General features: G+C 71.3%; 11 protein-coding genes. 10 read left to right on the top strand and 1 reads right to left on the bottom strand.

Annotation, left to right across the window (positions count from 1 at the left end; translation table 11 throughout):
- Nucleotides 1-144 precede the first annotated feature (144 nt).
- The gene (locus OG936_RS24090) at nucleotides 145-990 is read left to right on the top strand and encodes a nucleotidyltransferase (protein WP_406497363.1); all 846 of its coding nucleotides are present in this window, start codon (nucleotides 145-147) and stop codon (nucleotides 988-990) included.
- Here OG936_RS24090 and OG936_RS24085 read toward each other — a convergent pair.
- Nucleotides 917-1,786, bottom strand: coding sequence for a rhomboid-like protein (locus OG936_RS24085; RefSeq protein WP_406497361.1), 870 nt, complete (start codon nucleotides 1,784-1,786; stop codon nucleotides 917-919). The genes OG936_RS24090 and OG936_RS24085 overlap by 74 nt on opposite strands.
- A 168-nt stretch (nucleotides 1,787-1,954) precedes the next feature.
- Between OG936_RS24085 and OG936_RS24080 the strand changes: the two genes are divergently transcribed.
- From OG936_RS24080 to OG936_RS24040, 9 genes are all read left to right on the top strand, one after another.
- Nucleotides 1,955-2,560, top strand: a complete 606-nt coding sequence (locus OG936_RS24080) for an RNA polymerase sigma factor (protein WP_266748520.1) — start codon at nucleotides 1,955-1,957, stop codon at nucleotides 2,558-2,560.
- Nucleotides 2,557-3,669, top strand: a complete 1,113-nt coding sequence (locus tag OG936_RS24075; RefSeq protein ID WP_406497359.1) for a zf-HC2 domain-containing protein — start codon at nucleotides 2,557-2,559, stop codon at nucleotides 3,667-3,669. The genes OG936_RS24080 and OG936_RS24075 overlap by 4 nt, the downstream gene beginning before the upstream one ends.
- A gap of 10 nt (nucleotides 3,670-3,679) precedes the next feature.
- Complete coding sequence (locus OG936_RS24070) at nucleotides 3,680-4,480, top strand: ABC transporter ATP-binding protein (RefSeq protein WP_406497358.1); 801 nt, start codon at nucleotides 3,680-3,682, stop codon at nucleotides 4,478-4,480.
- Nucleotides 4,477-5,778: a hypothetical protein gene (locus OG936_RS24065; RefSeq protein WP_406497357.1), complete on the top strand. Its 1,302-nt coding sequence runs from the start codon at nucleotides 4,477-4,479 to the stop codon at nucleotides 5,776-5,778. Before OG936_RS24070 ends, OG936_RS24065 begins: the two co-directional genes overlap by 4 nt.
- Nucleotides 5,775-6,404: a hypothetical protein gene (locus tag OG936_RS24060; RefSeq protein WP_406497355.1), complete on the top strand. Its 630-nt coding sequence runs from the start codon at nucleotides 5,775-5,777 to the stop codon at nucleotides 6,402-6,404. Before OG936_RS24065 ends, OG936_RS24060 begins: the two co-directional genes overlap by 4 nt.
- A gap of 214 nt (nucleotides 6,405-6,618) precedes the next feature.
- Nucleotides 6,619-7,341, top strand: coding sequence for a spermidine synthase (locus OG936_RS24055; RefSeq protein ID WP_406497353.1), 723 nt, complete (start codon nucleotides 6,619-6,621; stop codon nucleotides 7,339-7,341).
- A 223-nt stretch (nucleotides 7,342-7,564) separates the two neighbouring features.
- Entirely contained in the window at nucleotides 7,565-8,302 is a 738-nt protein-coding gene (locus OG936_RS24050; RefSeq protein ID WP_383755825.1) for a response regulator transcription factor, read from the top strand.
- Complete coding sequence (locus tag OG936_RS24045) at nucleotides 8,299-9,375, top strand: ATP-binding protein (protein ID WP_406497352.1); 1,077 nt, start codon at nucleotides 8,299-8,301, stop codon at nucleotides 9,373-9,375. Before OG936_RS24050 ends, OG936_RS24045 begins: the two co-directional genes overlap by 4 nt.
- A 257-nt stretch (nucleotides 9,376-9,632) precedes the next feature.
- Nucleotides 9,633-13,466 carry a multifunctional oxoglutarate decarboxylase/oxoglutarate dehydrogenase thiamine pyrophosphate-binding subunit/dihydrolipoyllysine-residue succinyltransferase subunit gene (locus tag OG936_RS24040; protein WP_406497350.1) on the top strand — a complete coding sequence of 1,278 codons (3,834 nt, stop codon included), beginning with the start codon at nucleotides 9,633-9,635 and terminating at the stop codon, nucleotides 13,464-13,466.
- Nucleotides 13,467-13,552: the final 86 nt, after the last annotated feature.

The following is a 13,552-nucleotide window of genomic DNA, read 5'->3' as shown; positions in this document are numbered from 1 at the left end:
AAGATTCACAGTTCGTCCCGCTGGTCACCCGCGCCAAGCGGCGCGGCCTTCAACTGCACGGGACAAACGCTGTGCGCACGCCCGGCAGGCCGGATCCGGTCCGGCATGCGTGCGTACCTGCACGCAGCGGTGCAGAGTGACCGCATGAATGACGACAGCGGAGACAGCGGAGACAGTGGCGGCCGGGGTCTGAATCCGGACGGGACGATCCGGCGGGAAGGCTCGCTGACCCGGGTGCCGGCGGTGTTCGTCCCCGTGGTGGAGGCGGCCCGCGCCCGGATCGCCGAGACGTTCGGCGGCGCACGGCTGCACAGCGCGTACATCTACGGCAGCATTCCGCGCGGCACGGCCGTTCCCGGCGTCTGCGACCTGGACCTGCTGCTCGCCCTGCGCGCCGAGCCCACCGAGGCCGACCGGGCCGCGGCCCAGACCGTCGAGGCCGAGCTGGACGGTTCGTTCGACCAGATCGACGGCGTCGGCGTGCTCCTGGTCGCCGCCGAGACCGTCACGAGCGAACTCGAACGCAACGACCTCGGCTTCTTCCTCGCCTGTCTCTGCACCCCGCTGCTGGGCGAGGACCTTGCCGCGCGGCTGCCGCACTACCGCCCCACCCCGCTGCTCGCCCGCGAGACCAACGGGGACCTCCATCTCTCGCTCCCCCGGTGGCGGCGAAGGGCCGCCGAGACCACCACGGACGCCGAACGCCGAAACCTCAGCCGGGGCGCCGCCCGGCGCATCGTCCGGTCGGGCTTCACGCTGGTCATGCCGCGGTGGGGCGGCTGGACCAGCGACCTGGCCGAGTCCGCCGAGGTGTTCGCCGGTTACTACCCGGACCACCCGGAGCGGGGCGAACAGATGCGGACGGCCGCGCGCACGGGCCGTACCCCGTCCGCCGACCCGGCCGTTCTCGCGATGCTCATCGACGACCTGGCTCCCTGGCTGGCGGCCGAGTACCTCGCGGTGCACGGCGAGAAGGCCCCACGCCCCTGATCCCCGCACCCCCGGTCACCGGGCCCCGGCCCGCACCGGCCCTGCGCAGCAGTGGCCAGCAGGCCAAGCCGAGCACCAGCGCCAGGGAATGTCCCCAGTCGGTGAGGGGGCTGCTGAGCTCCAACAGATCACGCAGCAGCATCGCGCCGACCCCTCCGAGCACCAGCACCCGCAGCCACGGCGTGAGCAGCCCGGCGAGCGCACCCACGCTCGCCATCAGTCCGAAGCTGATGCCGTAGTCGAGCCGGTGCAGCGAGGACTCCGGCAGATGACCGGCCACCACCGACAGCCCGACCGGGATCTCCGTGGCGAGCGTCGCCACGACATGGCCGAGCAGGAACACCCCGGTGGTGCGCCATCCGCCGATGCGGCGTTCCAGCGCGGTCAGCACGAGAGCGAAGCCGAGGACGTACGGGGAGCCGAGCCCGCCGACGACCCACAGGGCGCTGGCGGCCAGGACGAGCAACGGGGTGTCGCCGAGGTGCGCGACGTCCGTGCTCGATTCGCGCAGCACGGCGGCGACGGTGGCCGGATCGGCGTACTCCATGAAGAGGGACGTCGCGACGAGCACCAGCAGATACCCGAAGGTGAACGGTGTCCCCAGGGGCGTCGGCAGCAGCCGCAGCCACCGGCGGGCCGCGCGGATCCCGCGGATCCTGCGGGTCCTGCGGGTCCTGCGGGCTTCGCGGGCCGCAGGAACGGCGCTCTCGTCCGTACGGCGCTGACGCGGTATGGCGTCGAGCAGTGGAGCTTCGAGGTGTTCTTCCCGAACCGCCCTGTCCGTACCCTGACGCACCGCGCGAGGCCCCTTTCCGTACAAGTTCCGCACAAGTTCCGTACAAGTTCCGTACAAGCCCCCCTGAAGCAACGTCCCACGCTCCGTGATCGTCCCCCACGCCGTCCATGGCCCGAGCCACATGAGCGACGTATGAACCGACCCGGGTCCGGTGCCCGATAGAGGGGTGTGAGTCTGTTGCGCCCCTCGGGGGAGGACCGAAATGACGATGACGCCCTGTTGCGCGCCGTCGCACAGGGGGACACGGCTGCCCTGGCGACGCTCTACGACCGGCACGCGGGCTGGCTGCTCGCCCGGCTGAGCAGACGGTGCCCGGACCCCGAGACCGTACGGGAAGTCCTCCAGGACACCTTCGTGACCGCCTGGCGCTCCGCCGGTTCACACCGCGGCGCGCGGATCGGCGGCTGGCTCTGGGTGATCGCCTCGCGCCGGCTGGTGGACGCCCAGCGGGTCCATGCCCGCACCGATCTCGCCGCGCAGGCCGAGCGAGCCGGGAGCAAGGAGTGGGCGGCCGCGGTGCCGTCCGCCGAGGAGCGGGTGCTGGCCGGTCTGGAGTACGGGGACGTGGGCGCCGCACTCGACCGGATCTCGCCCGAGCTGCGCGAGGTCCTGCGCGCGACGGTCATCGACGGACTCACGACCCGCGAGACGGCCCGGCTCCTCGGCATACCGGAAGGAACGGTCAAGACCCGGGCCATGCGGGCCAGACGCGAGCTGCGCGCCGCGTTGGAACTGCTGGCTCCGGAAGCGGGCCCCCTGGGAGGCACGGCATGACGGGAGGCGACGGCATGAGGAGAGGCAGCGGACTGCCCCACTGGCACGTGGGCGACGAACTGGCCGGGCGGTATGCCGCCGGTTCGGCGGCGGAGACGGAGGCATGGTCCCTGGAGAAGCACGTGGAGACGTGCGAGGGGTGCGCGGCACGGGTCTCGGCGGCGGTACGGGCGCGGCGGGAGTCGGCGGCACTGCTGGACGGAGTGCGGGCGGGGGTGCTGTCCGCGGTCGCTTCGGAGGTGCGTCCGGAGAGGGGGCCTGTCCGGAGCGGCACGGGCGTTCCGGGGCAGGGGTCTACCCGGAGGGACACGGTCGTTCCGGAGAGGGGCCCTGTCCGGAGCGGCACGGGCGTTCCGGGGCAGGGGCCCGCCCGGAGCGGCACGCACGTTCCGGACAGGAGGCCCGCCCGGAGCAACGCGAACGCCCCGGACAGGAGGTCCGCCCCGAACCGTCGCGTCCGCTCCCCCGTCTCCGCCTCGCGTGCCGGGCGTCTGCTGTGGGCCGCCGGGCCCGCGCTGCGCGGTGCGTGGCTGCTGGCGCTGGTGCTGGTGGCCGTCGGGTCCCTCGCTCTGGCGTACGGAGCCGGGCTCGGCACGGCCACGCGGCCGCTGCTCCTCGTCATCGCGCCGGTGCTGCCGCTCGCCGGGGTCGTCGTCTCCTACGGACGTCACTCGGACCCGATGCACGAGATCGTCGCCGCCACCCCGTCCGGCGGGCTCCGGCTGCTGCTGACCAGGACCGCCGCGGTGCTCGGCGCGAGCATTCCGACGCTCACCCTCGCCGGGGCCGCGCTGCCCCCGTCCGCCGGCGGGCCGGGCCCGGCGGCCTGGCTGCTGCCGGGGCTGGCGATGACGCTGGCGGCGCTCGCCCTCGGCTCGTACGTCGGCTGCCGCAACGGCGCCTCGTCCGTCGCCGTGGCGTGGGCGGCCGCCGTACTCCTGCCCGCCTTCGTCACCTCCTCCGCGCCGGGGATCGCCACCCCGGCGACCGAGGCCGCGCGGTACTTCGCGGGGCCCGCCGCGCAGGGCGGCTGGGCGGCCGGGGCGCTGGGGTGCGCCGTGCTGCTCGCCGTACGCCGTAGATCTTTCGACCATCTGGAGACGTTGTGAGCGTGAACGCATGAGCGACACCCCTGTCATGAGCACCGTCACGGTCAGGGGGCTGACCGTCCGGCACCGCAGAACGGCTGCGCTCGACGCCGTCGATCTCGAATTCGCCCCTGGTGTGCACGGACTCCTCGGTCCGAACGGGGCGGGCAAGACCTCGCTGATCCGGGTACTCGCGACGGTCGCCGGGCCGTCCGGCGGCCGGGTGGAGCTGTTCGGCAACGAGGTCGGCGCGAAGTCCGACCACCGCAGCCGGGCGGCGGTCCGGCGCAGGCTCGGCTACCTGCCGCAGGAGTTCGGGTACTACCCGGGCTTCACCGTCCGCGAGTTCGTCGCCTATGTGGCCTGGCTCAAGGAGATGGACGCGGCGACGGCCCCGGAGGCCGTGGAGCGCGCGGTGGACCGGGTGGGTCTGACCGACCGGATCGACGCCGGGGTGAAGACCCTGTCGGGCGGCATGGTGCGGCGGGTCGGCATCGCCCAGGCGATCGTCAACGATCCGGACCTGCTGCTGCTCGACGAGCCGACCGCCGGTCTCGATCCCGAGCAGCGGGTCGAATTCCGGGCGCTGATACGGGAGCTGGGCAGGACGTCCACCGTGATCGTCTCGACCCACCTGGTCGAGGATGTCGCCGCGGCCTGCACCGATGTGACACTGATCGAGGCGGGGCGGATCGCGTACCGGGGCACGACGCGGGAGCTGACAGCGCTCGGAGGCGAGGACACCGGCGCGGACGGGCCGGACGGCAACCCGATCGAGCGCGGCTACACCGCCGCGCTCCGGGCGCACCGGGCGGCGGTGGCGCACCGATGACCGGCTCCAAAACACCCGTGCGCCGTCCGGCGCACACGGCGCTACTGGCCGAGCTCCGGCGCGGGATCGCCCCCTGGACCGGGCTCTCCGTCGCCCTCACCATCCTCGTTACGCTGTGGGGCAAGGCGTCCCAGTGGCAGGGCAGCTGGGGGGAGACGCAGAGCCAGGTGCACTTGGCGGCAGCGCTGCTCGGCGGTCCGCTCGTCGCCGCGGCGGCCTGTTGGCAGGGCGGCCGGGAGCACCGCCGCCACACCGCCGAGCTGCTGCTCTCGGTGCCGCGCGGCCGGCTCGCGCAGGTGACGACGGCCGCGGCGCCGGTCGTGCTGTGGGCGGCGGCCGGGTATCTGGTCGCGCTGGCCGCGGCGTTCGCGGCGACCGCCCCGTACACGGCGGCCGGCGGTCCGTCCGTCTCGATCGTCGCCGCGGATCTGGGCTTCCTGCTGTCCATCGGCCTCGTGGGCTTCGTCGTCGGCAGACTGGTGCGCTGGCGGCTGATCGCTCCGGTGTCGGCGGTGTGCGCGTACGTCGTCCTCGGGTTCCCGGGCTATCTGGACACGTCGGCCCGATTCCTGAGCCCGGCACAGGAGCTTTTCCTGGACGGATCCGCACCGGTGTGGTGGTTCACCCCGGTTCTGGTGACGTGGACGGGCGGTATCGCCGTCGCCCTGCTGCTCGGGTACGCGGCGCGGCGCCGCCACCTGGCCGTTGTTCCGCTCGCCCTGGCGATCGCGGCCGGAACGTTGATCGCGCACACGGGCGAGGGCCTGTTCCGGGAGGATCCGGCCGTGGCGCGCAGGGTCTGCACGAAGGCCGCCCCCGGCACGCCGCAGATCTGCGTGAGAGCCGTCGACGCCCCGGTGCTCCCCCAGGCGTCCGAGGCGTTGCGGGGGATGTTCTCGCGACTGGAGGGAGTCCCGGGCGCACCGGTCAGATACGTGGACAGCGGGACCGACCCGAAGGACGGCGAAGCCGCTCTCGCACACGTGATGCGTGGCTGGGGCATCACCCGTAATCGGCTGACCGATCCCCACCTGTACGTCTATGACACCGCCCTCGGTCTGGTGAACCACGACTGCTCGGCGGGCCCGGGCGAGAAGGGCCGGAAGCAGGACGAGCGGATGGCACGCACGACCGACGCGGTCATCAGCTGGCTGAGCGGCGAAGATTCGCTGTGGTATCCGGACTCGCGCTCTCTCGCCCGCCTCAAGGCCATGCCGGAAGCCGAGCGCAAGGTCTGGCTCGGCCGTTTCCTGGCCGTCCCGGCGCACTGCACACCCGCGGAGGTCCCGGTCCTGTGAGCCATCGACCGATCCACATCGCACCGTCCGTCCCCGTCCTCTATATCCGCTCCCGCGCCCTCCCCCTCACCGCCGTCGCCCTGGCCGGCATCGTTCTCGTGGCCGCCGGCGCGGCCCACTGGCTGGAAACCAGGCCGTATTTCGACCACACCGCCCGCATCCCGGTCGTCGTGCTGGCCCCGCTGCTCGCCTCCGCCGCGATCGGCACCAGCCTGCACGCGCACAGCGACGAGCTGGACCGGACCGCCGTAAGGCGCTGGTGGCCGCGCCGGCTGCTGCATCTGCTGATCCTGACCGTGCTGACGACGGGGGCGCTCGCACTGGCGGTCCCCGGGCACCCGGAGGCGTTCGGCGGGCCGGCCATGGTGCGCAACGTGCTCGGCGCGACCGGGGTGGCCGTGACCTCCGCCGCGCTGATCGGTGCCCGGCTGAGCTGGCTGCCGATGACGGTCTACGGCGGCGCCGTCTATCTCGCGGCGCCCCGCACCCACGGCGGCGCGGCGGCGGTGTGGGCGTGGCCGATGCAGCCGGGCCCGCAGGCCGGGGCGTGGGCGGTGGCCCTGACGGCGTACGCGGTCGGCGCGGTCCTCCTCGCGGTGCGCGGCGCACGCCCGGAGGGTGCGTAACGCGCGACGTCGCACACCCCCGGACAGACGGGAACAGGTCGGACGGATCCGGCAATCCGGCAATCCGGCAATCCGGCAATCCACCGAACCCGACCACGCCGACCGGCCAACCGCACGGATCAGGCCATCCATTGGCCTCCGGCCGCGCCGACCGGCCAGGATGGCGGGGACCGTGTCCGTCCACCGCATCCGTCATCCACCGGAGACCCGCACCATGCCCGAAATCCACGGCCCCGCGTTCCACAGCCCCGTGATCCACGGACTCGACACCCTCGCCCCCGTCACGCTCGACCGCCGGGAAGGCCCGTACGGCGAGGTCGTCCTGCGGGAGCGAGGTGACGACTTCGAGATCATCGCCAACGGATGCTTCCTCATGGACACCTCGGACGGACGGTCCGAGCGGCTGCTGATCGACGCGGCGCTGGCCGCGCTGCCCGCGGGCCGGACGGCGCCGTCGGTGCTCATCGGGGGGCTCGGGGTCGGGTTCTCGCTCGTGCGGGCCGCCGCCGAGCCGCGGTGGGGGCGGATCGCCGTCGTCGAGCGGGAGCAGGCGATCGTGGACTGGCACCGGGAGGGGCCGCTGGCGCGGATCTCCGGTGCGGCGCTCGCCGATCCGCGGACCGCGATCCTGACGACGGATCTCGTCACGTACCTACATACGACTACGGACCGTTACGACGCCCTGTGCCTGGACATCGACAACGGGCCGGACTGGACCGTCACCGAGGACAACACGAGCCTGTACTCCCCCGCCGGTCTGGCGGACTGCCGGGAGCGGCTGACGCCGGGCGGCGTTCTCGCGGTCTGGTCCGCGCAGCCGTCCGCAGACTTCGAACAGAGCCTGCGGAATGCCGGATTCAGCAGGGTAAGGACGGAAGAGATCCGTGTTGCCCGAGGTGTTCCCGACGTGGTGCATCTCGCACTTCGGACAGGCTGAGAGCCCCCACCGGGTATCCACGGCCCCCGGACGCCCGGGGGCCAAGCGCCACAAGGCCGACACTCCGCCACTTCGTCGCACCCAAGCCGTTACACCCTGCGTAGCCGAGAGCAGTCCGCTGCCTTTACGCTGCTGACCGGTGACGGGATCACCCATGACATCCACAAGCGAAGACCGTGCGTCCGGGGGAATGGCCCCCGTGAGAACGGGCAGGGGCGGGGCGATGGAACAGACACACACCACCCACAACGGTGTCGCGGCCACCCCGGGCGCGCAGCGCCGGGTGCTGGTGGTCGAGGACGACGTCACGATCGTCGATGCCATTGCCGCCCGGCTGCGGGCCGAGGGCTTTCTGGTGCAGACCGCACTCGACGGGCCCGCGGCCGTGGACGCGGCCGAGGCGTGGCAGCCCGATCTGATGGTGCTCGACATCATGCTCCCCGGCTTCGACGGCCTGGAGGTCTGCCGCCGCGTGCAGGCCCAGCGGCCGGTGCCGGTGCTGATGCTGACCGCCAGGGACGACGAGACCGACATGCTGGTCGGCCTCGGGGTCGGCGCCGACGACTACATGACCAAGCCGTTCTCGATGCGCGAGCTGGCTGCCCGGGTGCATGTCCTGCTGCGCCGGGTCGAGCGTGCGGCGCTGGCCGCGGTCACTCCGCGCAGCGGCATACTGCGCCTCGGTGAGCTGGAGATCGATCACGCGCAGCGCCGGGTCCGGGTGCGCGCCGATGACGTCCACCTCACGCCGACCGAGTTCGACCTGCTGGTCTGCCTGGCCAATACGCCGCGCGCGGTGCTCTCCCGGGAGCAGTTGCTGGCCGAGGTCTGGGACTGGGCGGACGCCTCCGGCACCCGTACCGTCGACAGCCACATCAAGGCGCTGCGCCGGAAGATCGGTGCGGAGCGGATCCGTACCGTGCACGGTGTCGGCTACGCCCTGGAGACCCCGGCGCCATGACCCGGACCGGTTCCGGACTGCGTCCCTTTTCGGTCAAGGCCAAGCTGGGCACGCTCGTGGTGGTCTCGGTGTTCATCACCACCGGGCTGCTGATGGTGGCCCTGCGCACCAGGACGGAGCTGCGCTTCATCACGGTCTTCTCGGTGATCGCGACCCTGCTGATCACCCAGTTCGTGGCGCACGGCCTGACGGCGCCGCTGGACGAGATGACGACCGTGGCCCGGTCGATATCGCACGGCGACTACACCAGACGGGTGAGCGGCGCCGGCCGGCGTGACGAGCTCGGCGACCTGGCCCAGACGATCAACCTCATGGCGGACGATCTGGAGGCCGTGGACCGGCACCGCAAGGAGCTGGTGGCCAATGTGTCCCATGAGCTGCGGACACCCATCGCGGCGCTGAGAGCCGTGCTGGAGAACGTCGTGGACGGGGTGTCGTCGGCCGATCCGGAGACCATGCGCACGGCCCTGAAGCAGACCGAGCGGCTCGGCAGGCTGGTGGAAACGCTGCTGGACCTGTCCCGTCTGGACAGCGGTGTGGTCACGTTGAAGGCCCGCCGTTTCGAGGTGTGGCCGTATCTCTCGGGCGTACTGAAGGAGGCTAATCTCGCCGCTTCGCACCGCCGGCTGCCCTCCGGTTCCGGGAACCACACCCGCAAGGACGTCCATCTGCATCTGGACGTGTCGCCGCCCGAGCTGACCGCGCACGCGGACGCGGAACGGCTGCACCAGGTGGTGGCCAACCTCATCGACAACGCCGTCAAGCACAGCCCGCCGCACGGCCGGGTCACCGTCCTGGCCCGGCGCGGAGCCGGGCCGGAGTCCCTGGCACTGGAGATCCTGGACGAGGGTCCGGGCATTCCGGAGTCCGAGCGGCACCGGGTCTTCGAGCGTTTCAACCGCGGCGAGGTGCCGTCCCCGCACGGTCCCGGCAGCGACGGCGGTACGGGTCTGGGCCTGGCGATCGCCCACTGGGCGGTGGATCTGCACGGCGGTCGCATCGGTGTGGCCGAATCCGCACGCGGCTGCCGCATTCAGGTCACTCTTCCGGGCATCCCGCAACCGCGAGGTTGACATAGGGTTCGAACCGGAAGGGAACGTTCTGCGTGTTCTCTTTCAGGGGTACGGTCCAGGGGGCCGTAGCTGCGGCCCTGCGTACCCGAAGTGCAGCGGAACCATGCTTGTTTCCCGCCATTTCCTGCGCCGAAACCCGCCTTCCGATGTGACTTGCACGACGAAGACCGGCCCGGCCTCCATGGAACGGCTCGGGAGGCGTAGCCTTGATTTCCGCTGTCCATCACCTTGTGAAGCGGAAGAGGGCGGTTGCCGCCGTGTCGTCTCAGTCCCCCAGTAACTCGAGCATCTCGACCGACCAAGCCAGCCCGGGTTCCGACCCGGCTGCGGCTTTCGGCCCCAATGAGTGGCTCGTCGACGAGATCTACCAGCAGTACCTCCAGGACCCCAATTCGGTCGATCGCGCCTGGTGGGACTTCTTCGCCGACTACAAGCCGGGTACGTCCGGCACGGCGGACAAGCCCGTTCCCGGCGCCGCAGCCGCGGGGGCTGCGGTGATCCCGGCCCCGGCCACCACCGCGCCGACCGCCACACCCCAGGCCCCTGGGGCGCAGGCTCCGGCCGCGCCGGCCCCGGCGTCCGCGGCTCCGGCGCCCGCACAGGCCGCCTCCGCCGCCCCCGCCGTCGTTGCCCCGGCAGCACCGGCGAAGGCCGTGCCGGCCGCGAAGCCCGCCGGGGCCCCGGTGAAGGTTGCGGCGGCTCCGGCCACCGAGGCCCCGGCCGGCCCGGAGTACGTCACGCTGCGCGGCCCGTCGGCCGCCGTCGCGAAGAACATGAACGCCTCGCTGGAGCTGCCGACGGCCACGTCCGTCCGCGCCGTTCCGGTGAAGCTGCTCTTCGACAACCGCATCGTCATCAACAACCACCTCAAGCGCGCCCGCGGCGGGAAGATCTCCTTCACGCACCTCATCGGGTACGCGATGGTGCAGGCCCTCAAGGCCATGCCGGCGATGAACCACTCCTTCGCGGTGAAGGACGGCAAGCCGAACCTGGTCAAGCCGGAGCACGTCAACCTCGGTCTGGCCATCGACCTGGTGAAGCCGAACGGCGACCGCCAGCTGGTCGTCGCGGCCATCAAGAAGGCCGAGACGCTCAACTTCTTCGAGTTCTGGCAGGCCTACGAGGACATCGTCCGCCGCGCCCGCAACGGCAAGCTCGGCATGGACGACTTCACCGGAGTCACCGCCTCGCTGACCAACCCCGGCGGCATCGGCACCGTGCACTCCGTGCCCCGCCTGATGCCCGGCCAGGGCCTCATCATGGGCGTCGGCGCGATGGACTACCCCGCCGAGTTCCAGGGCACCTCCCAGGACACCCTGAACAAGCTGGGCATCTCCAAGGTCATGACGCTGACCTCGACGTACGACCACCGGGTCATCCAGGGCGCCGCCTCCGGCGAGTTCCTGCGGATCGTCGCCCAGCTCCTGCTCGGCGAGAACGAGTTCTACGACGAGATCTTCAAGTCGCTGCGCATCCCGTACGAGCCGGTCCGCTGGCTCACGGACATCGACGCCTCGCACGACAACGACGTGACCAAGGCCGCGCGGGTCTTCGAGCTGATCCACTCCTACCGGGTCCGCGGCCACGTCATGGCCGACACCGACCCGCTGGAGTACCGCCAGCGCAAGCACCCCGACCTGGACATCACCGAGCACGGCCTCACCCTGTGGGACCTGGAGCGGGACTTCGCGGTCGGCGGTTTCGCCGGCAAGTCGATGATGAAGCTCCGCGACATCCTCGGTGTGCTGCGTGAGTCGTACTGCCGCACCACCGGCATCGAGTTCATGCACATCCAGGACCCGAAGCAGCGCAAGTGGCTCCAGGACCGGGTGGAGCGCCCGCGCGCCCAGCAGCCCGAGCGCGAGGAGCAGCTGCGCATCCTGCGCCGGCTGAACGCCGCCGAGGCGTTCGAGACGTTCCTGCAGACCAAGTACGTCGGCCAGAAGCGGTTCTCGCTGGAGGGCGGCGAGTCCGTCATCCCGCTGCTCGACGCGGTCATCGACTCCGCCGCCGAGGCCCGCCTCGACGAGGTCGTCATCGGCATGGCCCACCGCGGCCGGCTGAACGTGCTGGCGAACATCGTCGGCAAGTCGTACGCGCAGATCTTCCGCGAGTTCGAGGGCAACCTCGACCCCCGGTCGATGCACGGCTCCGGCGACGTGAAGTACCACCTGGGTGCCGAGGGCACCTTCACCGGTCTGGACGGCGAGCAGATCAAGGTCTCGCTGGCCGCCAACCCCTCGCACCTGGAGGCGGTCGACCCGGTCCTGGAGGGCATCGCCCGCGCCAAGCAGGACATCATCAACAAGGGCGGCACGGACTTCACCGTCCTGCCCGTCGCGCTCCACGGCGACGCGGCCTTCGCGGGCCAGGGTGTCGTCGCCGAGACGCTCAACATGTCGCAGCTGCGCGGCTACCGCACCGGCGGCACGGTGCACGTGGTGATCAACAACCAGGTCGGCTTCACCGCCGCCCCGGAGTCCTCGCGCTCCTCGATGTACGCCACCGACGTGGCGCGCATGATCGAGGCGCCGATCATCCACGTCAACGGCGACGACCCCGAGGCCGTCGTCCGGGTCGCCCGGCTCGCCTTCGAGTTCCGGCAGGCGTTCAACAAGGACGTCGTGATCGACCTCATCTGCTACCGCCGCCGCGGTCACAACGAGGGCGACAACCCGGAGTTCACCAACCCGCAGATGTACACCCTGATCGACAAGAAGCGCTCGGTGCGCAAGCTCTACACCGAGTCCCTCATCGGTCGCGGCGACATCACGCTGGAAGAGGCCGAGCAGGCGCTCCAGGACTTCCAGGGCCAGCTGGAGAAGGTCTTCGCGGAGGTCCGCGAGGCCACCTCGCTGCCGGCTCCGGCACAGATCCCCGAGGTCCAGCCCGAGTTCCCGGTCGCCGTGACCACCGCGATCTCCCAGGAGGTCGTCAAGGTCATCGCGGAGTCGCAGGTCAACATCCCCGACCGGATCACCGTCCACCCCCGTCTGATGCCGCAGATGCAGCGTCGCGCGGCCTCGGTGGAGAACGGCACGATCGACTGGGGCATGGGCGAGACCCTGGCCATCGGTTCGCTGCTGATGGAGGGCACCCCGGTCCGGCTCGCCGGCCAGGACACCCGCCGCGGCACCTTCGGCCAGCGGCACGCGGTCCTCGTCGACCAGGTGGACGGCGAGGACTACACCCCGCTGCTCTACCTCGCCGACGACCAGGCCCGTTACAACGTCTACGACTCGCTGCTCAGCGAGTACGCGGCGATGGGCTTCGAGTACGGCTACTCGCTGGCCCGCCCGGAATCGCTGGTCATCTGGGAGGCCCAGTTCGGTGACTTCGTCAACGGCGCGCAGACCGTCGTCGACGAGTTCATCTCCTCGGCCGAGCAGAAGTGGGGCCAGACCTCCGGCGTCACGCTGCTGCTGCCGCACGGCTACGAGGGCCAGGGCCCGGACCACTCGTCCGCCCGCCCGGAGCGCTTCCTCACGCTGTGCGCGCAGAACAACATGACGGTCGCGATGCCGACCCTGCCGTCGAACTACTTCCACCTCCTGCGGTGGCAGGTGCACAACCCGCACCACAAGCCGCTGATCGTCTTCACCCCGAAGTCGATGCTCCGCCTCAAGGCGGCCGCGTCGAAGGTGGAGGAGTTCACCACCGGCGGCTTCCGCCCGGTGATCGGCGACGACTCGGTGAACCCGAACGACGTCCGCAAGGTCGTCTTCTGCGCCGGTAAGGTCTACTACGATCTGGAGGCCGAGCGTACGAAGCGTGGCGTCACGGACACCGCCATCATCCGTCTGGAGCGCCTGTACCCGCTGCCGGGTGCCGAGCTGCAGGCCGAGATCGCCAAGTACCCGAACGCCGAGAAGTACCTCTGGACCCAGGAGGAGCCGGCCAACCAGGGCGCCTGGCCGTTCATCGCCCTGAACCTGATCGACCACCTGGACCTGGCCGTCGGCGCCGACGTCCCGCACGGTGAGCGCCTGCGCCGCATCTCGCGGCCGCACAGCTCGTCCCCGGCGGTCGGCTCGGCCAAGCGCCACCAGGCCGAGCAGGCCCAGCTGGTCGCCGAGGTCTTCGACGCCTGACCGGTCGCCGTACGCACGAACCCGAAGGGCCCGCTCCCGCGAGATGATCGCGGGAGCGGGCCCTTCGGGGTGCCCGGGCTCGTGCC

Origin of the sequence: Streptomyces sp. NBC_00846, assembly GCF_045207325.1 — a bacterium.
GTDB lineage: Bacteria > Actinomycetota > Actinomycetes > Streptomycetales > Streptomycetaceae > Streptomyces.
Note: the sequence above shows the minus strand (reverse complement) of the source record. Positions and strands in the feature narration are given on the sequence as shown.

Bases quoted from the DNA above. Each gene is read 5' to 3' on its own strand.
- OG936_RS24045 (WP_406497352.1), top strand. From the start codon at position 8,299: ATGACCCGGACCGGTTCCGGACTGCGTCCCTTTTCGGTCAAGGCCAAG.
- OG936_RS24075 (WP_406497359.1), top strand. From the start codon at position 2,557: ATGACGGGAGGCGACGGCATGAGGAGAGGCAGCGGACTGCCCCACTGG.
- OG936_RS24090 (WP_406497363.1), top strand. From the start codon at position 145: ATGAATGACGACAGCGGAGACAGCGGAGACAGTGGCGGCCGGGGTCTG.
- OG936_RS24055 (WP_406497353.1), top strand. From the start codon at position 6,619: ATGCCCGAAATCCACGGCCCCGCGTTCCACAGCCCCGTGATCCACGGA.
- OG936_RS24050 (WP_383755825.1), top strand. From the start codon at position 7,565: ATGGAACAGACACACACCACCCACAACGGTGTCGCGGCCACCCCGGGC.
- OG936_RS24065 (WP_406497357.1), top strand. From the start codon at position 4,477: ATGACCGGCTCCAAAACACCCGTGCGCCGTCCGGCGCACACGGCGCTA.
- OG936_RS24070 (WP_406497358.1), top strand. From the start codon at position 3,680: ATGAGCGACACCCCTGTCATGAGCACCGTCACGGTCAGGGGGCTGACC.